General features: G+C 40.3%; 21 protein-coding genes and 3 pseudogenes. 20 read left to right on the top strand and 4 right to left on the bottom strand.

Features of this window, described 5'->3' with window-relative positions; genetic code table 11:
* Positions 1 to 31 precede the first annotated feature (31 nt).
* The 5 genes from mreC to tsf all read left to right on the top strand — a co-directional run bounded on the left by mreC (position 32) and on the right by tsf (position 4738).
* The gene (mreC, locus tag B4W83_RS08070) at positions 32 to 850 is read left to right on the top strand and encodes a rod shape-determining protein MreC (RefSeq protein WP_001078988.1); all 819 of its coding nucleotides are present in this window, start codon (positions 32 to 34) and stop codon (positions 848 to 850) included.
* Positions 850 to 1344 carry a rod shape-determining protein MreD gene (gene mreD / locus B4W83_RS08065; protein ID WP_001249443.1) on the top strand — a complete coding sequence of 165 codons (495 nt, stop codon included), beginning with the start codon at positions 850 to 852 and terminating at the stop codon, positions 1342 to 1344. Before mreC ends, mreD begins: the two co-directional genes overlap by 1 nt.
* A 93-nt stretch (positions 1345 to 1437) precedes the next feature.
* Positions 1438 to 2616, top strand: coding sequence for a peptidoglycan hydrolase PcsB (gene pcsB / locus B4W83_RS08060; RefSeq protein ID WP_000727005.1), 1179 nt, complete (start codon positions 1438 to 1440; stop codon positions 2614 to 2616).
* Positions 2617 to 2839: 223 nt separating this feature from the next.
* Positions 2840 to 3619: a 30S ribosomal protein S2 gene (gene rpsB / locus B4W83_RS08055; RefSeq protein WP_000268468.1), complete on the top strand. Its 780-nt coding sequence runs from the start codon at positions 2840 to 2842 to the stop codon at positions 3617 to 3619.
* 78 nt (positions 3620 to 3697) lie between these two features.
* On the top strand, positions 3698 to 4738 hold the full coding sequence (gene tsf / locus B4W83_RS08050; protein WP_000808091.1) for a translation elongation factor Ts: 1041 nt from the start codon (positions 3698 to 3700) through the stop codon (positions 4736 to 4738).
* 121 nt (positions 4739 to 4859) lie between these two features.
* Here the strand turns inward: tsf and cysK are convergent, their stop codons facing one another.
* From cysK to B4W83_RS08040, 3 genes and pseudogenes are all read right to left on the bottom strand, one after another.
* Positions 4860 to 5786 carry a cysteine synthase A gene (cysK, locus tag B4W83_RS08045; RefSeq protein ID WP_000029884.1) on the bottom strand — a complete coding sequence of 309 codons (927 nt, stop codon included), beginning with the start codon at positions 5784 to 5786 and terminating at the stop codon, positions 4860 to 4862.
* Between the two features lie 96 nt (positions 5787 to 5882).
* A pseudogene (locus B4W83_RS13925) lies at positions 5883 to 5978 on the bottom strand (PH domain-containing protein); the annotation flags it as partial.
* Positions 5979 to 6071: 93 nt separating this feature from the next.
* Positions 6072 to 6707, bottom strand: a complete 636-nt coding sequence (locus B4W83_RS08040) for a YigZ family protein (RefSeq protein ID WP_000395732.1) — start codon at positions 6705 to 6707, stop codon at positions 6072 to 6074.
* A gap of 56 nt (positions 6708 to 6763) precedes the next feature.
* Between B4W83_RS08040 and B4W83_RS08035 the strand changes: the two genes are divergently transcribed.
* The 15 genes and pseudogenes from B4W83_RS08035 (at position 6764) to B4W83_RS07960 (ending at position 22823) form a co-directional block, all read left to right on the top strand.
* The gene (locus B4W83_RS08035) at positions 6764 to 8062 is read left to right on the top strand and encodes an ATP-dependent helicase ComFA (RefSeq protein ID WP_000867725.1); all 1299 of its coding nucleotides are present in this window, start codon (positions 6764 to 6766) and stop codon (positions 8060 to 8062) included.
* Positions 8059 to 8721, top strand: a complete 663-nt coding sequence (locus tag B4W83_RS08030; RefSeq protein ID WP_000649948.1) for a ComF family protein — start codon at positions 8059 to 8061, stop codon at positions 8719 to 8721. Before B4W83_RS08035 ends, B4W83_RS08030 begins: the two co-directional genes overlap by 4 nt.
* A 79-nt stretch (positions 8722 to 8800) precedes the next feature.
* The gene (hpf, locus tag B4W83_RS08025) at positions 8801 to 9349 is read left to right on the top strand and encodes a ribosome hibernation-promoting factor, HPF/YfiA family (protein ID WP_000599109.1); all 549 of its coding nucleotides are present in this window, start codon (positions 8801 to 8803) and stop codon (positions 9347 to 9349) included.
* 135 nt (positions 9350 to 9484) lie between these two features.
* A complete protein-coding gene (locus tag B4W83_RS08020; protein WP_000715104.1) occupies positions 9485 to 11458 on the top strand; it encodes a DHH family phosphoesterase in 1974 nt (657 codons plus the stop codon).
* Positions 11455 to 11907 carry a 50S ribosomal protein L9 gene (gene rplI, locus B4W83_RS08015; protein ID WP_000864214.1) on the top strand — a complete coding sequence of 151 codons (453 nt, stop codon included), beginning with the start codon at positions 11455 to 11457 and terminating at the stop codon, positions 11905 to 11907. The genes B4W83_RS08020 and rplI overlap by 4 nt, the downstream gene beginning before the upstream one ends.
* Before the next feature lie 43 nt (positions 11908 to 11950).
* On the top strand, positions 11951 to 13303 hold the full coding sequence (dnaB, locus tag B4W83_RS08010) for a replicative DNA helicase (protein ID WP_000852492.1): 1353 nt from the start codon (positions 11951 to 11953) through the stop codon (positions 13301 to 13303).
* A gap of 1 nt (position 13304) precedes the next feature.
* Entirely contained in the window at positions 13305 to 13571 is a 267-nt protein-coding gene (locus B4W83_RS08005; protein ID WP_001278160.1) for a Veg family protein, read from the top strand.
* 88 nt (positions 13572 to 13659) lie between these two features.
* A complete protein-coding gene (gene cbpD, locus B4W83_RS08000; protein ID WP_000698583.1) occupies positions 13660 to 14778 on the top strand; it encodes a choline binding-anchored murein hydrolase CbpD in 1119 nt (372 codons plus the stop codon).
* Between the two features lie 774 nt (positions 14779 to 15552).
* Positions 15553 to 16743, top strand: a pseudogene (locus B4W83_RS07990) (group II intron reverse transcriptase/maturase).
* A gap of 284 nt (positions 16744 to 17027) precedes the next feature.
* A complete protein-coding gene (locus tag B4W83_RS07985) occupies positions 17028 to 17318 on the top strand; it encodes a thiamine-binding protein (protein WP_000647661.1) in 291 nt (96 codons plus the stop codon).
* Positions 17281 to 18039: an ABC transporter permease gene (locus tag B4W83_RS07980; RefSeq protein ID WP_001245129.1), complete on the top strand. Its 759-nt coding sequence runs from the start codon at positions 17281 to 17283 to the stop codon at positions 18037 to 18039. The genes B4W83_RS07985 and B4W83_RS07980 overlap by 38 nt, the downstream gene beginning before the upstream one ends.
* 38 nt (positions 18040 to 18077) lie before the next feature.
* Positions 18078 to 19085 (top strand): ABC transporter substrate-binding protein, encoded by a 1008-nt coding sequence (locus B4W83_RS07975; RefSeq protein WP_000754544.1) that lies wholly within the window; start codon positions 18078 to 18080, stop codon positions 19083 to 19085.
* Positions 19085 to 19810, top strand: coding sequence for an ABC transporter ATP-binding protein (locus B4W83_RS07970; RefSeq protein WP_000136235.1), 726 nt, complete (start codon positions 19085 to 19087; stop codon positions 19808 to 19810). The genes B4W83_RS07975 and B4W83_RS07970 overlap by 1 nt, the downstream gene beginning before the upstream one ends.
* Before the next feature lie 120 nt (positions 19811 to 19930).
* Positions 19931 to 20389: a CtsR family transcriptional regulator gene (locus B4W83_RS07965; RefSeq protein ID WP_001211276.1), complete on the top strand. Its 459-nt coding sequence runs from the start codon at positions 19931 to 19933 to the stop codon at positions 20387 to 20389.
* 1 nt (position 20390) lies between these two features.
* Positions 20391 to 22823 (top strand): ATP-dependent Clp protease ATP-binding subunit, encoded by a 2433-nt coding sequence (locus tag B4W83_RS07960; RefSeq protein WP_001109715.1) that lies wholly within the window; start codon positions 20391 to 20393, stop codon positions 22821 to 22823.
* A gap of 71 nt (positions 22824 to 22894) precedes the next feature.
* On the opposite strand, the pseudogene B4W83_RS07955 reads toward B4W83_RS07960, so the two are convergent.
* Positions 22895 to 23188: pseudogene (locus B4W83_RS07955) on the bottom strand (IS30 family transposase); the annotation flags it as partial.
* Positions 23189 to 23205 lie beyond the last annotated feature (17 nt).

The raw sequence follows: 23205 nt of genomic DNA, 5'->3' as shown, positions 1-23205 counted from the left end.
CTGTAACAGTTCTTGATATAAAGGTAGGGATATGAACCGTTTTAAAAAATCAAAATATGTCATTATTGTTTTTGTCACTGTTCTGCTTGTCTCAGCTCTCTTAGCGACGACTTATTCAAGTACAATTGTGACAAAATTAGGAGATGGAATCTCATTGGTTGATAGGGTTGTGCAAAAACCTTTTCGGTGGTTTGATTCTGTCAAATCAGATTTGGCTCATTTGACACGAGCATATAATGAAAATGAAAGTTTGAAGAAACAGCTTTACCAGTTAGAAGTCAAATCAAATGAGGCGGAAAGTTTAAAGACGGAAAATGAACAACTGCGTCAATTGCTTGATATGAAGTCTAAATTGCAAGCCACAAAGACTTTGGCAGCAGATGTTATTATGCGTTCTCCGGTATCTTGGAAGCAGGAGTTGACCTTGGATGCAGGTAGATCAAAAGGTGCTTCTGAGAATATGTTAGTAATTGCAAACGGTGGTTTGATTGGGAGTGTTTCAAAAGTGGAGGACAACTCTACTATGGTCAACCTTCTGACAAATACGGAAAATGCTGATAAGATTTCTGTTAAAATTCAACACGGCACTACCACAATTTATGGTATTATTGTTGGCTACGACAAGGAAAATGAAGTTCTTAAAATTAGCCAATTAAATAGTAATAGCGATATTAGTTCAGGCGATAAGGTGACAACGGGTGGATTAGGAAACTTTAATGTTGCGGATATTCCTGTTGGTGAAGTGGTTGCCACAACGCATAGTACAGACTATTTGACACGAGAAGTAACTGTTAAATTGAGTGCAGATACTCATAATGTGGATGTGATAGAATTAGTGGGGAATTCATAATGAGACAGTTGAAGCAGGTTGGAGTATTTTTATTGCTTCCTTTCTTTGTTCTAATTGACGCCCATATTAGCCAGCTTCTGGGCTCATTTTTCCCCCATGTACATTTGGCTAGTCATTTTCTGTTTCTATTTCTCTTATTTGAGACGATAGAAGTATCAGAGTATCTCTATCTAGTCTATTGTTTTGTTATAGGCTTGGTTTATGATGTTTACTTTTTCCATCTAATAGGGATTGCAACTCTCTTATTTATCTTATTGGGAGCCTTCCTTCATAAATTGAATAGTGTTATTTTGTTGAATCGTTGGACAAGAATGCTAGCTATGATTGTGCTGACATTCCTGTTTGAAATGGGTAGTTATCTTTTGGCTTTTATGGTAGGGTTGACAGTGGATAACATGTCTATTTTTATAGTCTATAGCTTGGTACCAACGATGATTTTAAATTTTTTATGGATTACTGTTTTTCAATTTATTTTTGAAAAATATTATCTATAAGAACGACATATAAATGTAACAAAGGCGTAATATTTATTGGAGTTTTTTTTGGTATACTAGTATTGTCTTAAACAGAAGGAGTATTTATTAACCATGAAGAAAAAAATCTTAGCCTCGCTTTTATTAAGTACAGTAATGGTTTCCCAGGCAGCAGTATTGACGACTGCCCATGCAGAAACGACTGATGATAAAATTGCTGCTCAAGATAATAAAATTAGTAACTTAACAGCACAACAAGAAGAAGCACAAAAACAAGTTGATCAAATTCAGGAGCAAGTATCTGCTATTCAAGCAGAGCAATCTAACTTGCAATCTGAAAATGATAGATTACAAGCAGAATCTAAGAAACTCGAGGGTGAGATTACAGAACTTTCCAAAAACATTGTTTCTCGTAACCAATCTTTGGAAAAACAAGCTCGTAGTGCTCAAACAAATGGAGCTGCAACTAGCTATATCAATACCATTGTAAACTCAAAATCAATTACAGAAGCTATTTCACGTGTTACTGCAATGAGTGAAATCGTATCTGCGAACAACAAAATGTTAGAACAACAAAAGGCAGATAAAAAAGCTATTTCTGAAAAACAAGTAGCAAATAATGATGCTATCAATACTGTAATTGCTAATCAACAAAAATTAGCTGATGATGCTCAAGCATTGACTACGAAACAGGCAGAACTAAAGGCTGCTGAATTGAGTCTTGCTGCTGAGAAAGCGACAGCTGAAGGGGAAAAAGCAAGTCTATTAGAGCAAAAAGCAGCAGCTGAGGCAGAGGCTCGTGCAGCTGCGGAAGCAGAAGCAGCTTATAAAGAAAAACAAGCTAGCCAACAACAATCAGTACTTGCTTCAGGTAATACAAACCTAACAGCACAGGTACAAGCAGTATCTGAATCTGCAGTAGCACTTGTTCAGGCTAAAGTACGTCCAACATATAACACAAATGCCTCAACTTATCCAATTGGAGAATGTACATGGGGAGTTAAAACATTAGCACCTTGGGCTGGAGACTACTGGGGTAATGGAGCACAGTGGGCTACAAGTGCAGCTGCAGCAGGTTTCCGTACAGGTTCAACCCCTCAAGTTGGAGCAATTGCATGTTGGAACGATGGTGGATATGGACACGTAGCGGTTGTTACAGCTGTTGAATCAACAACACGTATCCAAGTATCAGAATCAAACTATGCAGGTAATCGTACAATTGGAAATCACCGTGGATGGTTCAATCCAACAACGACTTCTGAAGGTTTTGTAACATATATTTATGCAGACTAATTATAGAGGGACTCGAATAGAGCCCTCTTTTCAGATTTTACCAGAGACAATAACTATTAAAAATCCCATCAAAATAGCTTGAAAATATCGAAAAAGTATGGTAGAATAAAAATTGTCGTATGAACGATAATACTCATTCTTGATGAATTGTGAAGCAGTTGCCCTTGGGTCGTTTTGCGAGTTGAAGTCAAGAAGAGGAAAAAAACAAAAAGGAGAAATACTCATGGCAGTAATTTCAATGAAACAACTTCTTGAGGCTGGTGTACACTTTGGTCACCAAACTCGTCGCTGGAACCCTAAGATGGCTAAGTACATCTTTACAGAGCGTAACGGAATCCACGTTATCGACTTGCAACAAACTGTAAAATATGCTGACCAAGCATACGACTTCATGCGTGATGCAGCAGCTAACGATGCAGTTGTATTGTTCGTTGGTACTAAGAAACAAGCAGCTGATGCAGTTGCTGAAGAAGCAGTACGTTCAGGTCAATACTTCATCAACCACCGTTGGTTGGGTGGAACTCTTACAAACTGGGGAACAATCCAAAAACGTATCGCTCGTTTGAAAGAAATCAAACGTATGGAAGAAGATGGAACTTTCGAAGTTCTTCCTAAGAAAGAAGTTGCACTTCTTAACAAACAACGTGCGCGTCTTGAAAAATTCTTGGGTGGTATCGAAGATATGCCTCGTATCCCAGATGTGATGTACGTAGTTGACCCACATAAAGAGCAAATCGCTGTTAAAGAAGCTAAAAAATTGGGAATCCCAGTTGTAGCGATGGTTGACACAAATACTGATCCAGATGATATTGATGTAATCATCCCAGCTAACGATGACGCTATCCGTGCTGTTAAATTGATCACAGCTAAATTGGCTGACGCTATCATCGAAGGACGTCAAGGTGAGGATGCAGTAGCAGTTGAAGCAGAATTTACAGCTTCAGAAACTCAAGCAGATTCAATTGAAGAAATCGTTGAAGTTGTAGAAGGCGACAACGCTTAATTTATATAAATAGTAATTACCTAGGAGGGCGGGGCTTAGCCCGGCTCTCCTATTTTTAAAAAATATAGGAGAATCAAAATGGCAGAAATTACAGCTAAACTTGTAAAAGAGTTGCGTGAAAAATCTGGTGCTGGTGTTATGGACGCTAAAAAAGCATTGGTTGAAGTGGAAGGCGATATCGAAAAAGCGATTGAATTGCTTCGCGAAAAAGGTATGGCAAAAGCAGCTAAGAAAGCTGACCGTGTTGCTGCAGAAGGTTTGACTGGTGTTTATGTTGACGGTAACATTGCAGCAGTTGTTGAAGTAAATGCTGAAACTGACTTCGTTGCGAAAAACGCTCAATTTGTTGAGTTGGTAAACGCAACAGCTAAAGCAATCGTTGAAGGAAAACCAGCTAACAACGAAGAAGCTCTTGCTTTGACAATGCCTTCAGGTGAAACTCTTGAAGCTGCATACGTATCTGCAACAGCGACTATCGGAGAAAAAATCTCATTCCGTCGCTTTGCTTTGATTGAAAAAACAGATGCACAACACTTCGGAGCATACCAACACAACGGTGGACGTATCGGTGTTATCTCTGTAATCGAAGGTGGAGACGAAGCACTTGCTAAACAAATTTCAATGCACATCGCAGCGATGAAACCAACAGTTCTTTCATACAAAGAATTGGATGAGCAATTTGTTAAAGATGAGTTGGCACAATTGAACCACGTTATCGACCAAGATAACGAAAGCCGTGCAATGGTTAACAAACCAGCTCTTCCACACTTGAAATATGGATCAAAAGCTCAATTGACTGATGATGTTATTGCTCAAGCTGAAGCTGACATCAAAGCTGAGTTGGCTGCAGAAGGCAAACCAGAAAAAATCTGGGATAAAATTATCCCAGGTAAAATGGATCGCTTCATGCTTGACAACACTAAAGTTGACCAAGCTTACACACTTCTTGCACAAGTTTACATCATGGATGATAGCAAGACAGTTGAAGCATACCTTGAATCAGTTAACGCTTCAGTAGTTGAGTTCGCTCGCTTTGAAGTTGGTGAAGGTATCGAAAAAGCTGCAAACGACTTCGAAGCTGAAGTTGCAGCTACAATGGCAGCAGCCTTGAATAACTGATTATAGAAAGGAAGTAAATTTGCTTCCTTTTTTCTATGCAGTCGATCCCTATAGGGAGAGCTTCCTATTTTTAAGGTAAAAATAAAAAGCCCTATAATAAGGGCCAATTGTATTTAGGAGACTAAACTTCAAATTCATAGAGTGCTGTAGAGAGATAACGTTCACCGTTATCTGGTGCTAGAGCAAGGACCTTTTTACCTGTACCTAATTTTTTGGCAACCTCGATGGCTCCGTAGATAGCTGCAGCTGAAGAAATCCCTACAAGGAAGCCTTCTTTTCCACCAATTTCACGTCCGAGTGCAAGAGCATCATCTGATGTTACACGAACAATACCATCATAGGCGTTTGTATCAAGTGTATCAGGAATAAATCCAGCTGAGATACCTTGAATTTTGTGAGGACCAGGTTTTTCACCAGATAGAATAGCAGATTCATCTGCTTCCACTGCATAAACTTGAATGTTTGAATTTGCTGATTTGAGTGCATGAGAAACACCAGAAATTGTTCCACCAGTACCCACTCCAGCAACAAAGGCATCTAGTCCATCTTTACCGAAAGCAGCTAGTATTTCAGCTCCTGTTGTTCTTTCGTGTACTTCTGGATTTGCTGGATTGTCAAATTGAAGAGGAAGGAAACCATCACGTTCAGCAGCGATTTCTTGAGCCTTAGCAATAGCACCTTTCATTCCTTCGCTACCAGGAGTAAGGACGAGTTCAGCACCATAGGCTTGGATAATCTTACGTCGTTCCACACTCATAGTTTCAGGCATAACGATAACAACTTTATACCCTTTAGCAGCCCCTACCCATGAAAGTCCAATACCAGTGTTTCCACTTGTTGCTTCAACAATAGTAGAACCAGGTTTCAGAATACCGTCTTGTTCAGCTTTTTCAATCATGCTAAGAGCAATACGGTCTTTTACAGAAGAACCAGGGTTAAATGCTTCAAGTTTTACATAGACATCTGCAGCACCTTCTGGCACAATGTTGTTTAGTTTAACAATCGGAGTTTGACCGATTAGTTCAGTAATGTTGTTATAAATAGACATATGAATACCTCTTTGTATAAGATATTTCTAGTATAACGCTAACTATACCATTTGTAAAATATAGAAATCCTATCGGAGCGATAGGATTTTTTTATATCACAGGTCTAAGCCATTAATTTTTAAGCGATTGTGATAGGCTAATTCTAGTAAATAGGTGTAAAGGAGAACGCTATCCGTTTTCTTTTTGAATTGCTTCATTTTCTAGTAAGTCTTGGCAAGCGCCTTTTTATGTTGCTAATTAAAGTAGCGGTGAAAATATCAGCGAAACACTGTATTATCTATTATTTACACTAAGTTTACAGGAACTTCAACTTCTCGTAAACCTTGATCAGTTAAAGTGACTTTTCCATTAAAAAACTCTATAAGTGAAGCTTTAATAGTTTCTTTTTCTTCTTTATCAACATAAATCATCGTATCGACTTGATCTGTAAAGTTTGTATCCAGCTCCATGAGATTATGTTCTTTAAGGAAGTTATTATATTCTTGGTACTGAGCGTAAGACATTTGAATAGCAATGCCCGCCTGTTCCTTTATTTCAATGATGCCAATTTCTTTGACAGCTAAGGCAACACTGCCAGCGTAAGCACGAATCAATCCTCCAGCGCCTAGTTTAATGCCACCAAAGTAGCGTGTCACGACTACACAGAGATTGGTGAGATTGTGATTTTCTAGTACTCCAAGCATGGGAACGCCAGCAGTACCACTAGGCTCACCATCATCACTTGTCCGTTTGATTTCACTACGTTCCCCAATAATGAAGGCAGAGCAGTTGTGCGTAGCTTTGTAGTGCTCTTTCTTGATGGCAGTAATGAAGTCACGAGCCTCTTCTTCGCTATAAACATGCTTGGCATGACAGATAAAGCGGGATTTTTTGATTTCTTCTTGGACTTGTCCGTCCTCTTTAATTGTTCTAAATTCCATGATTTAATTGTACTAAAAAATCATCTAAAGCGCTAGGTTTTTACGAATAAAGAAGTATGAAAGTAAATCCAAATTATCTCGGTCGTTTGTTTACTGAGAATGAATTAACTAAAGAGGAACGTCAGTTGGCGGAGAAACTTCCAGCAATGAGAAAGGATAAAGGGAAACTTTTCTGTCAACGTTGTGATAGTGCTATTTTAGATGAATGGTATTTGCCCATCGGTGCTTACTATTGTAGGGAGTGTTTACTGATGAAGCGAGTCAGGAGTGATCAAGCTTTATACTATTTTCCGCAGGAGGATTTTCCGAAGCAAGATGTTCTTAAATGGAGTGGTCAATTAACTCCTTTTCAAGAGAAGGTATCACAGGGACTGATTCGAGCAGTAGACAAGCAGGAGCCAACCTTGGTTCACGCTGTAACAGGAGCTGGAAAGACAGAAATGATTTATCAAGTAGTGGCCAAAGTGATTGATGAAGGTGGTGCAGTATGTTTGGCCAGTCCTCGCATAGATGTTTGTTTGGAGCTATACAAGCGCCTGCAAGATGATTTTGCTTGCGAGATATCTTTACTACACGGAGAATCAGAGCCGTATTTTCGAACACCACTAGTTGTTGCGACGACCCATCAGTTATTGAAGTTTTATCAAGCTTTTGATTTGCTGATAGTGGATGAAGTAGATGCCTTTCCTTATGTTGACAATCCCACGCTTTACCATGCTGTCAAGAATAGTGTAAAGGAGAATGGATTGAGAATCTTTTTAACAGCGACTTCGACAGATGAGTTAGATAGGAAAGTCCGTTTAGGAGAACTAAAAAGATTGAGCTTACCGAGACGGTTTCATGGAAATCCGTTGATTATTCCAAAACCAATTTGGTTATCGGATTTTAATCGCTACTTAGATAAGAAGTGTTTGTCGCCAAAGTTAAAGTCCTATATTGATAAGCAGAGAAAGACAGGTTATCCGTTACTTATTTTTGCTTCAGAAATTAAGAAAGGGGAGCAGTTAAAAGAAATCTTACAGGAGCAATTTCCAAATGAGAAAATTGGCTTTGTATCTTCTGTAACAGAGGATCGATTAGAGCAAGTACAAGCTTTTCGAGATGGGGAGCTGACAATACTTATCAGTACGACAATCTTGGAGCGTGGAGTTACATTCCCTTGTGTGGATGTTTTCGTAGTAGAGGCCAATCATCGTTTGTTTACCAAGTCTAGTTTGATTCAAATTGGTGGACGAGTTGGACGAAGTATGGATAGACCGACAGGAGATTTGCTTTTCTTCCATGATGGGTTAAATGCTTCAATTAAGAAGGCGATTAAGGAAATTCAGATGATGAATAAGGAGGCTGGTCTATGAAGTGCTTGTTATGTGAGCAGACTATGAAGACTGTTTTAACTTTTAGTAGTCTCTTACTTCTGAAGAATGATGCCTCCTGTCTTTGTTTAGATTGTGATTCTACTTTTGAGAGGATTGGAGAAGAGCACTGTCCAAACTGTATGAAAATAGGATTGTCAACAAAGTGTCAAGATTGTCAACTTTGGTGTAAAGAAGGAGTTGAAGTCAGTCATAGAGCAATTTTTACTTACAATCAAGCTAAGAAGGATTTTTTCAGTCGGTATAAGTTTGATGGAGACTTCCTTTTAAGAAAAGTTTTTGCTTCAGTTTTAAGTGAGGAGTTAAAAAAGTACAAAGAGTATCAATTTGTAGTCATTCCCCTAAGTCCTGATAGATATGCTAACAGAGGATTTAATCAGGTTGAGGGCTTGGTAGAGGCAGCAGGTTTTTCGTATCTGGATTTACTAGGGAAAAGAGAAGAGAGAGCCAGTTCTTCTAAAAATCGTTCAGAACGCTTGGGGACAGAACTTCCTTTCTTTATAAAAAGTGGATTCACTATTCCTAAAAAAATCCTACTTATAGATGATATCTATACTACAGGAGCAACTATAAATCGTGTCAAGAAACTGTTGGAAGAAGCTGGTGCTAAGGATGTAAAAACATTTTCCCTTGTAAGATGAGGAAAAAATTTGCAAAAATAGAATGAAAGCGTTATAATAAAATCATAAAAACAAAAATGTTTAGAAAGAAGGTACTCATATGATTAAATATAGTATCCGTGGTGAAAACCTAGAAGTAACAGAAGCAATTCGTGATTATGTAGTTTCTAAACTCGAAAAGATCGAAAAGTACTTCCAGCCAGAACAAGAGTTGGATGCCCGCATTAACTTAAAAGTTTATCGTGAAAAAACAGCTAAAGTGGAAGTAACGATTCCGCTTGGATCTATTACTCTCCGTGCAGAAGATGTGTCTCAAGATATGTATGGTTCAATTGACCTTGTAACTGATAAAATTGAACGTCAGATTCGTAAAAATAAAACAAAAATCGAGCGTAAAAATAAAAATAAGGTAGCAACTGGTCAATTATTTACAGATGTTTTGGTGGAAGATTCAAATGTTGTCCAGTCTAAAGTTGTTCGTTCAAAACAAATTGATTTAAAACCAATGGATTTGGAAGAAGCAATTCTACAAATGGATTTATTGGGGCATGATTTCTTTATCTATGTGGATGTTGAAGATCAGACAACCAATGTGATTTATCGTCGTGAGGATGGCGAAATTGGTTTGTTAGAGGTTAAAGAATCTTAATTTCAATATGTGTAAAGGTAGGTTTACTGAATTGTAAACTACCTTTTTCTTATAATTGATAGAATTACTGATTACACTTTTAAAAAGTCGCTTTTTGAGGGGTATTATGGTATAATGGGTGCCAAGAGGTTTTGAATGAAAAAATTTTATGTAAGTCCAATTTTTCCTATTCTAGTAGGATTGATTGCGTTTGGAGTCTTATCCACTTTCATTATTTTTGTTAATAATAATCTGTTGACGGTTTTCATTTTGTTTCTTTTTGTAGGAGGCTATGTTTTTTTATTTAAGAAACTGAGAGTGCATTATACAAGGAGTGATGTAGAACAGATACAGTATGTAAACCACCAAGCGGAAGAAAGTTTGACAGCTCTATTGGAACAGATGCCTGTAGGTGTTATGAAATTGAATTTATCTTCTGGAGAGGTTGAGTGGTTTAATCCCTATGCTGAATTGATTTTGACCAAGGAAGATGGCGATTTTGATTTAGAAGCTGTTCAAACGATTATCAAGGCTTCAGTAGGAAATCCGTCTACTTATGCTAAGCTGGGTGAGAAGCGTTATGCTGTTCATATGGATTCTTCTTCCGGTGTTTTGTATTTTGTAGATGTATCCAGGGAGCAAGCCATAACAGATGAATTAGTAACGAGTCGACCAGTGATTGGAGTTGTGTCTGTGGATAATTATGATGATTTGGAGGATGCAACTTCTGAGTCAGATATTAGTCAAATCAATAGTTTTGTAGCTAATTTTATATCAGAGTTTTCAGAAAAATACATGATGTTTTCTCGTCGGGTAAGTATGGATCGATTTTATCTATTTACTGACTATACGGTGCTTGAGGGCTTGATGAATGATAAATTTTCTGTTATTGATGCTTTCAGAGAAGAGTCGAAACAGAGGCAGTTGCCCTTGACCTTAAGTATGGGATTTTCTTATGGCGATGGAAATCATGATGAAATAGGGAAAGTTGCTTTGCTCAACTTGAACTTGGCTGAAGTACGTGGTGGCGACCAGGTGGTTGTCAAGGAGAATGATGAAACGAAAAATCCAGTCTACTTTGGCGGTGGGTCGGCTGCGTCCATCAAGCGCACTCGTACCCGTACTCGATCAATGATGACAGCCATATCTGATAAGATTCGTAGTGTGGATCAAGTGTTTGTAGTTGGGCATAGAAATTTAGATATGGATGCTTTGGGCTCTGCTGTAGGTATGCAGTTGTTCGCCAGCAATGTGATTGAAAATAGCTATGCTCTTTATGACGAAGAACAAATGTCTCCAGATATTGAACGAGCTGTTTCATTCTTAGAAAAAGAAGGAGTTACGAAGTTGTTGTCTGTTAAGGATGCAATGGGGATGGTGACCAATCGTTCTTTGTTGATTCTTGTAGACCATTCAAAGACAGCCTTAACATTATCAAAAGATTTTTATGATTTATTTACCCAAACCATTGTTATTGACCACCATAGAAGGGATCAGGATTTCCCAGACAATGCAGTTATCACTTATATCGAAAGTGGTGCAAGCAGTGCCAGTGAGTTGGTAACGGAGTTGATTCAGTTCCAAAATTCTAAGAAAAATCGTTTGAGTCGTATGCAAGCAAGTGTCTTGATGGCTGGTATGATGCTGGATACTAAAAATTTCACCTCACGAGTGACTAGTCGGACATTTGATGTTGCTAGCTATCTCAGAACGCGCGGAAGTGATAGTATTGCTATCCAAGAAATCGCTGCGACAGATTTTGAAGAATATCGTGAGGTCAATGAACTGATTTTACAGGGGCGTAAATTAGGTTCAGATGTACTAATAGCAGAGGCTAAGGACACGAAATGCTATGATACAGTTGTTATTAGTAAGGCAGCAGATGCCATGTTAGCTATGTCAGGTATTGAAGCGAGTTTTGTTCTTGCGAAAAATACACAAGGCTTTATATCCATCTCAGCTCGGAGTCGTAGTAAACTGAATGTGCAACGGATTATGGAAGAGTTAGGCGGTGGAGGTCACTTTAATTTGGCAGCAGCTCAAATTAAAGATTTAACCTTGTCAGAAGCAGGTGAAAAACTGACAGAAATTGTATTAAATGAAATAAAGGAAAAGGAGAAAGAAGAATGAAAGTAATCTTTTTAGCAGATGTTAAAGGAAAAGGTAAAAAAGGCGAAATTAAGGAAGTACCAACAGGGTATGCGCAAAACTTTCTTATCAAAAAGAACCTAGCAAAAGAAGCGACTGCTCAAGCTGTAGGTGAACTTCGTGGTAAACAAAAATCTGAAGAGAAAGCTCACGCTGAGATGATTGCAGAAGCAAAAGCAATTAAAGCCCAGCTTGAAGCAGAAGAAACAGTTGTAGAATTTGTTGAAAAAGTTGGTCCAGATGGTCGTACCTTTGGTTCTATTACCAATAAGAAGATTGCAGAAGAATTGCAAAAGCAATTTGGAATTAAGATTGATAAACGTCATATTCAAGTACAAGCTCCGATTCGAGCAGTTGGTTTGATTGATGTGCCAGTGAAAATCTATCAAGATATCACAAGTGTAATCAATCTTCGTGTGAAAGAAGGATAAGTTTACACCTTCTTGACAAGATTGTAAAAGGAAGGGAAATCTGATGGCAGAAGTAGAAGAGTTACGAGTACAACCTCAAGATATCTTAGCTGAACAATCCGTTTTGGGGGCTATCTTTATTGATGAGAGTAAGCTTGTTTTTGTGCGAGAATATATTGAGTCTCGGGACTTTTTTAAGTATGCCCATCGTTTGATTTTCCAAGCTATGGTCGATTTATCCGATCGTGGCGATGCCATAGATGCAACAACGGTTCGTACCATTCTTGATAATCAAGGCGATTTGCAGAATATTGGTGGCTTGTCTTACTTGGTTGAGATTGTCAATTCTGTGCCAACTTCTGCTAATGCGGAGTATTATGCTAAAATCGTTGCAGAAAAGGCTATGTTACGGCGATTAATCGCCAAGTTGACAGAGTCTGTCAATCAAGCTTACGAAGCGTCGCAACCAGCTGATGAAATCATTGCTCAGGCAGAAAAAGGCCTGATTGATGTCAGTGAAAATGCTAATCGAAGCGGGTTTAAGAACATTCGAGATGTGTTGAATGTCAACTTTGGAAATCTGGAAGCTCGCTCGCAACAAACGACCGATATTACAGGTATTGCGACAGGCTATCGTGATTTAGATCATATGACGACTGGTCTGCATGAAGAGGAGTTGATTATCTTAGCAGCTCGTCCGGCGGTTGGTAAGACAGCTTTTGCCTTGAATATCGCTCAGAATATTGGGACTAAGTTGGACAAAACGGTTGCTATCTTTTCGCTGGAAATGGGTGCGGAAAGTCTAGTCGATCGTATGTTAGCGGCAGAAGGGTTGGTTGAGTCGCATTCTATCCGTACAGGTCAATTGACCGATGAGGAGTGGCAAAAATATACCATTGCTCAAGGGAACCTAGCAAACGCAAGTATCTATATCGATGATACGCCAGGGATTCGAATTACAGAGATTCGTTCTCGTTCTCGTAAACTGGCTCAAGAAACGGGCAATCTAGGTTTGATTTTGATAGATTACTTGCAGCTTATCACGGGAACTGGGCGAGAAAACCGCCAACAAGAAGTTTCAGAAATTTCACGTCAGTTGAAAATCCTAGCCAAGGAACTGAATGTTCCAGTAATCGCTCTGAGTCAGTTGTCTCGTGGTGTAGAACAACGTCAGGATAAAAGACCAGTCTTGTCTGATATTCGTGAATCTGGGTCTATCGAGCAGGACGCTGATATCGTAGCCTTTCTTTATCGCGACGATTACTATGAGCGTGGTGGTGAAGAAGAGGAAGGCATACCAAATAATAAGGTGGAAGTTATTATCGAGAAAAACCGTAGTGGAGCTCGTGGAACTGTGGAATTGATTTTCCAAAAAGAATACAATAAATTTTCAAGTATCTCAAAGAGGGAGGCATAAGATGTCAGATGCATTTACAGATGTAGCCAAGATGAAAAAAATCAAAGAGGAAATCAAGGCGCATGAGGGTCATGTAATTGAAATGACTTTGGAAAATGGGCGCAAGCGCCAAAAAAATAGATTGGGTAAGTTAATTGAAGTTTATCCATCCCTATTTATTGTGGAATTTGGGAACGTTGAAGGAGATAAACAAGCTAATGTTTACGTTGAATCCTTTACCTACTCAGATATCCTTACAGAAAAGAATTTGATTCATTATCTGGACTAAAGTGAGAGATTTTCTCACTTTTTCTTTTTTCTCCGAATAGTTTAAGTGAAGGCAATCTTCGATTTATATTATTTTTCAAGGAGGAAGAATGAAAATTTTACCGTTTATAGCAAGAGGGACAAGTTATTACTTGAAGATGTCAGTTAAAAAGCTTGTTTCTTTTTTAGTAGTAGGATTGATGCTAGCAGCGGGTGATAGTGTCTATGCCTACTCTGGAGGGAATGGATCGATTGCGCGTGGAGATGATTATCCTGCTTATTATAAAAATGGGAGCCAGGAGATTGATCAGTGGCGCATGTATTCTCGTCAGTGTACTTCTTTCGCAGCCTTTCGTTTGAGTAATGTCAATGGTTTTGAGATTCCAAGGGCTTATGGAAATGCGAATGAATGGGGGCATCGTGCTCGTCGTGAAGGCTATCGTGTAGATAATACACCGACGATTGGCTCCATTGCTTGGTCTACTGCAGGAACTTATGGGCATGTTGCCTGGGTGTCAAATGTAATGGGAGATCAGATTGAGATCGAGGAATATAACTATGGTTATACAGAAGCCTATAATAAACGAAGTATAAAAGCAAATACGATGACAGGATTTATTCATTTTAAAGATTTGGCTGGTGGCAGTGTTGGGACTAGTCAATCCTTAGCTTCAACAGGGGGCACACATTATTTTAAGACTAAGTCAGCTATCAAAAATCAACCTCTAGCTAGCGCAACTGTGATTGATTACTATTATCCTGGGGAGAAGGTTCATTATGATCAAATTCTCGAAAAAGATGGCTACAAGTGGTTGAGTTATACGGCTTATAACGGAAGTCGTCGCTATATACAGCTAGAGGGAGTGACTTCTTCACAAAATTATCAGAATCAATCAGGAAATAGCTCTAGCTATAGATCCAATAGTAGTCCAACTGTCGGTTGGAAGAAAATAAATGGTAGTTGGTATCATTTCAAATCAAATGGTTCTAAATCAACAGGCTGGCTGAAAGACGGTTCTAGCTGGTATTATTTGAAATTATCTGGTGAAATGCAGACAGGATGGTTAAAGGAAAATGGCTCGTGGTATTATCTGGATAGTTCAGGGGCAATGAAAACAGGCTGGTATCAAGTTTCTGGTAAGTGGTATTATTCTTACTCTTCAGGTGCCCTAGCTGTTAATACGACGGTGGATGGCTACAGAGTAAACAGTGATGGAGAACGAGTGTAGAAAATTGGAGTAGGAAATTTTTCCTGCTCTTTTCTGGTACGACGGGCATGTCGTGCATCTGAGGTGTAAGTCCTCGGTGGGCACCTGCTACCGGTGAACCCAATAGCGATTCCCAAGCCTGACTATCGTGAGGTAGCGGATTAAAACGGTCTGGGGATAGACCGTTTTAAGTCTGACACTGGAAATAAGAATCGTCAGAGGAAGGGATAGCGAAATCGTGGCTCTACGAACAGGAAGGTGATAGTAAGGCGTATATAGCGGATAAGGGGGCCAGAAACTCTAAAGTCCAAAAAGGTAGTCGTAACCCATATGCGTAAATCACGAGAGTAATTGAATTCGGACTAAGGTTTGTGTGAAAAAGATAAATCTTTCTAGAGTCTAAAGACTCTGCGTCAGATTTCCTATTTTCACTCTAACCTTTTAACGTCCTCATATCTTGTATAAACGAGGAAAGATGTAGGACTTATCCCGTGAGGTCTCATGAGCGCTGAAAGCGTAGTAACAAGGAATCATGAGAAGTCAGCCGAACCCATAGTAGTGAGGAAACTTCTGTAATGGAAGTGGAGCGAAGGGGTGAATACTCAAACAGTCTGGGGAGAGACTGTTTGAGGTCTGTCGCTAGAAAGAGAAAACGACAGATCGAAGTAATCCTACTTTACTTGTGTCTGTAAAACGAGAGGTCTGATAGAACTGGACTCTGTCACGTATTGACTAGATGAAGGTTCACCAATATAAGATATCCCTCAGGCACCAAAACAAGAAAGGAATAGGCACATGTCAAAATTGCTAGATAAGATAGTATCACGCGAAAATATGCTGGAAGCCTACAATCAAGTAAAATTCAATAAAGGCTCAGCTGGGATTGATGGAATGACTATAGAAGAGATGGATAATTATCTCAGACAAAACTGGCGCTTGACTAAGGAACTGATAAAACAGAGAAAATATAAGCCTCAACCAGTTCTTAGAGTTGAGATTCCTAAACCAAACGGAGGCATCCGTCAACTAGGGATTCCGACAGTGATGGATAGGATAATCCAACAAGCCATTGTCCAAGCTCTTAGAGTACTTAAATGACGGCTATGAGTGGATAGTGGATATAGACCTAGAGAAATTTTTCGATAGGGTTCCTCAAGATAGATTGATGTCCTTAGTACATAATATGATCGAAGACGGAGATAGGGAATCCTTGATTCGTAAGTATCTTCATTCAGGTGTTATCATTAATGGTCAGCGTCATAAAACGCTAGTTGGCACACCACAGGGAGGAAATGTATCTCCTCTCTTATCCAATATCATGCTTAATGAATTGGACAAGGAATTAGAAAAGAGGGGACTTCGATTTGTGCGCTACGCAGATGATTGTGTGATGACTGTCGGAAGCGAGGCAGCCGCTAAGCGTGTGATGTATTCAGTTAGTCGTTTTATTGAGAAACGGCTAGGTTTGAAAGTAAATATGACCAAGACTAAGATTACCAGACCAAGAGAGCTGAAATACTTAGGTTTTGGGTTCTGGAAATCATCAGATGGTTGGAAAAGTCGTCCCCATCAAGATAGTGTTCGGAGATTTAAGTTTAAATTGAAGAAACTAACACAGAGGAAATGGAGTATAGACCTAACAAGACGTATTGAACAACTGAATTTGTCCATTCGAGGATGGATAAACTATTTCTCATTGGGAAATATGAAAAGTATTGTCACCAGCATAGATGAGCGCTTGCGTACTCGCCTACGAGTGATTATCTGGAAGCAATGGAAGAAGAAATCGAGACGACTATGGGGATTGCTTAAGTTAGGAGTTCCTAAATGGATAGCAGATAAGGTATCTGGCTGGGGTGACCATTATCAATTAGTAGCTCAGAAGTCGGTACTAAACGTGCTATATCAAAACCAGTCCTTGAAAAACGTGGACTGGTTTCGTGTTTGGATTATTACCTTGAACGACATGCGTTAAAAGTTAGTTGAACCGCCGTATGCCGAACGGCACGTACGGTGGTGTGAGAGGGGCTAGAGATTATCCCCTACTCGATTAAGCAATTTCCTTGACATTTTTCTTATTTTGCGCTATCATATATACATATAATATATGGGAGTCTGTGTACAGTCTGAGAGGAAGTGTTAAACTTCGACCGCACCTGATCTGGGTAATGCCAGCGGAGGGAACGATACTTAGTCTAATTTTGCACCTTTTCCATGTATGATAAAGGTTTTTCTTTTTTTAAAAAGGAAAACGAGAAGAGGAGGTTCTTATGAAAGCAAGCATTGCCTTGCAAGTTTTACCCCTAGCACAGGGGATTGATCGGATAGCTGTTATTGATCAGGTCATTGCTTATCTGCAAACTCAAGAAGTGACGATGGTAGTGACACCATTTGAAACGGTCTTGGAAGGGGAGTTTGATGAGCTTATGCGCATTCTAAAAGAAGCGCTGGAAGTGGCAGGGCAGGAGGCAGACAATGTCTTTGCCAATGTCAAAATAAATGTAGGAGAGATTTTAAGTATTGATGAGAAACTTGAAAAGTATACTGAGACGACACATTAGTCTATTGGGCTTTCTAGGAGTCTTGTCAATCTGGCAGTTAGCAGGTTTTCTTAAACTTCTCCCCAAGTTTATCCTGCCGACACCTCTTGAAATTCTCCAGCCCTTTGTTCGTGACAGAGAATTTCTCTGGCACCATAGCTGGGCGACCTTGAGAGTGGCTTTACTGGGGCTGATTTTGGGAGTTTTGATTGCCTGTCTTATGGCTGTGCTCATGGATAGTTTGACTTGGCTCAATGACCTGATTTACCCTATGATGGTGGTCATTCAGACCATTCCGACCATTGCCATAGCTCCTATCCTGGTCTTGTGGCTAGGTTATGGGATTTTGCCCAAGATTGTCTTGATTATCTTAACGACAACCTTTCCCATCATCGTCAGCATTTTGGACGGTTTTAGGCATTGCGATAAGGATATGCTGACCTTGTTTAGTCTGATGCGGGCCAAGCCTTGGCAAATCCTGTGGCATTTTAAAATTCCAGTCAGCCTGCCCTACTTTTATGCTGGTCTGAGGGTCAGTGTCTCCTACGCTTTTATCACAACAGTGGTATCTGAGTGGTTGGGAGGCTTTGAGGGGCTTGGTGTTTATATGATTCAGTCCAAGAAATTGTTTCAGTATGATACCATGTTCGCTATTATTATTCTGGTATCGATTATCAGCCTTTTGGGTATGAAGTTGGTCGATATTAGTGAAAAATATGTTATTAAATGGAAACGTTCGTAGAATTAGAATGTTTCTGAAAAAGAAAAGAGGAAATCAAAATGAAGAAAACATGGAAAGTGTTTTTAACGCTTGTAACAGCTCTTGTAGCTGTTGTGCTTGTGGCCTGTGGTCAAGGAACTGCTTCTAAAGACAACAAAGAGGCAGAACTTAAGAAGGTTGACTTTATCCTAGACTGGACACCAAATACCAACCACACAGGGCTTTATGTTGCCAAGGAAAAAGGTTATTTCAAAGAAGCTGGAGTGGATGTTGATTTGAAATTGCCACCAGAAGAAAGTTCTTCTGACTTGGTTATCAATGGTAAGGCACCATTTGCAGTGTATTTCCAAGACTATATGGCTAAAAAATTGGAAAAAGGGGCAGGAATTACTGCCGTTGCAGCTATCGTAGAGCACAATACATCAGGAATTATCTCTCGTAAATCTGACAATGTAGCTAGTCCAAAAGACTTGGTTGGGAAGAAATACGGGACTTGGAATGACCCAACTGAACTTGCTATGTTGAAAACATTGGTAGAATCACAAGGTGGGGACTTTGAGAAGGTAGAAAAAGTACCAAATAACGACTCAAACTCTATCACACCTATTGCCAATGGTGTCTTTGACACTGCTTGGATTTACTACGGTTGGGATGGTATACTTGCTAAATCTCAAGGTGTAGATGCTAACTTCATGTATTTGAAAGACTATGTCAAGGAGTTTGACTACTATTCACCAGTTATCATCGCAAACAACGACTATCTGAAAGATAACAAAGAAGAAGCTCGTAAAGTCATCCAAGCCATCAAAAAAGGTTACCAATATGCTATGGAGCATCCAGAAGAAGCGGCTGATATCCTCATCAAGAATGCACCTGAACTTCAGGAAAAACGTGACTTTGTCATCGAATCTCAAAAATACTTGTCAAAAGAATACGCAAGCGACAAGGAAAAATGGGGTCAATTTGATGCAACTCGCTGGAATGCCTTCTACAAATGGGATAAAGAAAATGGTATCCTTAAAGAAGATTTGACAGATAAAGGCTTCACCAACGAATTTGTGAAATAATGACAGAAATAAGACTAGAACACGTCAGTTATGCCTATGGTCGGGAGAGGATTTTAGAGGACATCAATCTGCAGGTGACTTCAGGTGAAGTGGTTTCTATCCTAGGTCCAAGCGGTGTTGGAAAGACCACTCTCTTTAATCTAATCGCTGGGATTTTAGAAGTCCAGTCTGGGAGAATTGTCCTGGATGGTGAAGAAAATCCCAAGGGGCGCGTGAGTTATATGTTGCAAAAGGACTTGCTCTTGGAGCACAAGACGGTGCTTGGAAATATCATTCTGCCCCTCTTGATTCAAAAAGTGGATAAGGCGGAAGCCATTGCCCGGGCGGATGAAATTCTTGCGACCTTCCAGTTGACAGCTGTAAGAGATAAATACCCTCATGAACTCAGTGGCGGGATGCGCCAGCGTGTAGCCTTGCTTCGAACTTACCTTTTCGGGCACAAGCTCTTTCTCTTAGACGAGGCTTTTAGCGCCTTGGATGAGATGACCAAGATGGAACTACACGCTTGGTACCTTGAGATTCACAAGCAGTTGCACCTGACAACATTGATTATTACTCATAGTATAGAGGAGGCTCTTAATCTCAGCGACCGCATCTATATCTTGAAAAATCGCCCTGGGCAGATTGTTTCAGAAATTAAACTAGACTGGTCTGAAGATGAGGACAAGGAAGTCCAAAAGATTGCCTACAAACGTCAAATCTTGGCAGAATTAGGCTTAGAATAAGTAGAAAAATAGGGAGTTGGTGAAGATTATCCTTTACCAGCGCCCTTTTTCTTTTAAAAATGAGAAAATTTCGGTATAATAGTCAAAGATAGTCAAGGTTCAAAGAGAGGTGGGTTTGTAATGAGATTTAAAAATACGTCGGATCATATTGAGGCCTACATCAAGGCGATTTTAGATCAATCTGGTATCGTGGAGTTGCAACGTAGTCAGTTGGCAGATACCTTTCAGGTTGTCCCTAGTCAGATTAACTATGTGATCAAGACACGCTTTACGGAAAGTAGGGGCTACTTGGTTGAAAGTAAGCGTGGTGGCGGAGGCTACATTCGTATAGGACGGATTGAGTTTTCTAGTCATCATGAAATGCTCAGGGAGCTGCTTTACTCGATTGGTGAGCGGGTCAGTCAAGAAATTTATGAGGATATTCTACAGCTTTTGGTTGAGCAAGAATTGATGACCAAGCAGGAGATGAATTTGCTGGTATCAGTAGCTTTGGATCGTGTTCTAGGAGAAGAAGCTCCAGCTGTTCGTGCAAACATGCTACGACAGGTCATACAAGAGGTAGATAGAAAAGGGAAGTAAGATGAACTATTCAAAAGCATTGAATGAATGTATCGAAAGTGCCTACATGGTGGCTGGCCATTTTGGAGCTCGTTATCTAGAGTCTTGGCACTTGTTGATTGCCATGTCCAATCACAGTTATAGTGTGGCAGGGGCGACTTTAAATGATTATCCATATGAGATGGACCGTTTAGAAGAGGTCGCTTTGGAACTGACTGAAACAGACTATAGCCAGGATGAAACCTATACGGAATTGCCGTTTTCTCATCGTTTGCAGGTTCTTTTTGATGAAGCGGAATATGTGGCGTCAGTGGTCCATGCTAAGGTGCTAGGGACAGAGCATGTCCTCTATGCGATTTTGCATGATGGCAATGCCTTGGCAACTCGTATCTTAGAGAGGGCTGGTTTTTCTTATGAAGACAAGAAAGATCAGGTCAAGATTGCTGCCCTTCGTCGCAATTTAGAAGAACGAGCAGGCTGGACTCGTGAAGATCTCAAGGCTTTACGCCAACGCCATCGTACAGTAGCTGATAAGCAAAATTCTATGGCTAATATGATGGGCATGCCCCAGACTCCGAGTGGTGGTCTCGAGGACTATACGCATGATTTGACAGAGCAAGCGCGTTCTGGCAAGTTGGAGCCAGTCATCGGTCGGGATAAGGAAATCTCGCGTATGATTCAAATCTTGAGCCGTAAGACCAAGAACAATCCTGTCTTGGTTGGAGATGCTGGTGTCGGGAAAACAGCTCTGGCGCTTGGTCTTGCCCAGCGTATTGCTAGTGGTGACGTGCCTGTGGAAATGGCCAAGATGCGCGTGTTGGAGCTTGACTTGATGAATGTCGTTGCAGGGACACGCTTCCGTGGTGACTTTGAAGAACGCATGAACAATATCATCAAGGATATTGAAGAAGATGGCCAAGTCATCCTCTTTATTGATGAACTCCACACTATCATGGGTTCTGGGAGCGGGATTGATTCGACTCTGGATGCGGCCAATATCTTGAAGCCAGCCTTGGCGCGTGGAACTTTGAGAACAGTTGGTGCGACCACTCAGGAAGAATACCAAAAACATATCGAAAAAGATGCGGCCCTTTCTCGTCGTTTCGCTAAAGTGACGATTGAAGAACCAAGTGTGGCAGACAGCATGGCCATTTTGCAAGGCTTGAAGGCGACTTATGAGAAACATCACCGTGTGCAAATCACAGATGAAGCGGTCGAAACAGCCGTTAAGATGGCCCATCGTTACTTGACTAGTCGCCATTTGCCAGACTCTGCTATAGACCTCTTAGATGAAGCAGCAGCAACAGTGCAAAATAAGGCTAAGCATGTAAAAGTAGACGATTCAGGCTTGAGTCCAGCTGACAAGGCCTTGATGGATGGCAAGTGGAAACAGGCAGCTCAGCTAATCGCAAAAGAAGAGCAAGTGCCTGTCTATAAAGACTTGGTAACAGAGTCTGATATTTTGACTACCTTGAGTCGATTGTCAGGTATCCCAGTCCAAAAACTGACTCAGACTGACGCTAAGAAATACCTGAACTTGGAAGCTGAACTACACAAGCGTGTCATCGGTCAAGATCAAGCAGTTTCAAGCGTTAGCCGTGCTATTCGCCGCAATCAGTCAGGGATTCGCAGTCACAAGCGTCCGATTGGTTCTTTTATGTTCCTAGGACCCACAGGTGTCGGGAAGACCGAATTGGCCAAGGCTTTGGCAGAAGTTCTCTTTGATGACGAATCAGCCCTTATCCGCTTTGATATGAGTGAGTATATGGAGAAATTTGCAGCCAGCCGTCTCAATGGAGCTCCTCCGGGTTATGTGGGTTATGAAGAAGGTGGGGAGTTGACCGAGAAGGTTCGCAACAAACCCTATTCCGTTCTCCTTTTTGACGAGGTAGAGAAGGCCCACCCAGATATCTTTAATGTGCTCTTGCAGGTCTTGGATGATGGTGTCTTGACCGATAGCAAGGGCCGCAAGGTTGACTTTTCAAATACCATTATCATCATGACGTCAAACCTTGGTGCGACAGCCCTTCGGGATGACAAGACCGTCGGTTTTGGAGCTAAGGATATTCGTTTTGACCAGGAAAATATGGAAAAACGCATGTTTGAAGAGCTGAAAAAGGCTTATAGACCTGAGTTTATCAACCGTATTGATGAAAAGGTGGTCTTCCATAGCCTGTCTAGTGACCATATGCAGGAAGTGGTGAAGATTATGGTCAAACCTTTAGTGGCAAGTTTGGCTGAAAAAGGCATTGACTTGAAATTACAAGCTTCTGCACTGAAATTGTTGGCAAATCAAGGATATGACCCAGAGATGGGAGCTCGTCCACTTCGCAGAACCCTGCAAACAGAAGTGGAAGACAAGTTGGCAGAACTTCTTCTTAAGGGAGATTTGGTGGCAGGCAGCACACTTAAGATTGGTGTCAAAGCAGGCCAATTGAAATTTGATATTGCATAAAAATGGAGAATCAGGAGTAATCTTGATTCTCTTTTGCCAAATTTCAAGTTCAAGTTAGCCATGAAGAAGTCTTCTCTGGGTGATTTGTAGTTCAAGCATTTTTTAGGATAGTTATTAATCCAATTTTCGATGAATGCGACTTCTTTGGGAGTCGTTTTCTTAGTTCCCTTAGGTAACCATCTCCGAATGAGGCTGTTGTGATTCTCATTAGTTCCCCTTTCCCAAGAGGCATAGGGGTGCGCATAATAGATATGTTCCTCAGAAAATACATCAGACAAGCGGTTAAATTCTGTACCATTATCTGCCGTGATGGACAGAATCTTGTCTTGTTTTAAGATGAGTTTTAAAGCCTGATTGACCGCGTCCTTCGATCAGTTAAGAC

Origin of the sequence: Streptococcus pseudopneumoniae ATCC BAA-960 = CCUG 49455, from assembly GCF_002087075.1 — a bacterium.
Taxonomy (GTDB): domain Bacteria; phylum Bacillota; class Bacilli; order Lactobacillales; family Streptococcaceae; genus Streptococcus; species Streptococcus pseudopneumoniae.
Note: the sequence above shows the minus strand (reverse complement) of the source record. Positions and strands in the feature narration are given on the sequence as shown.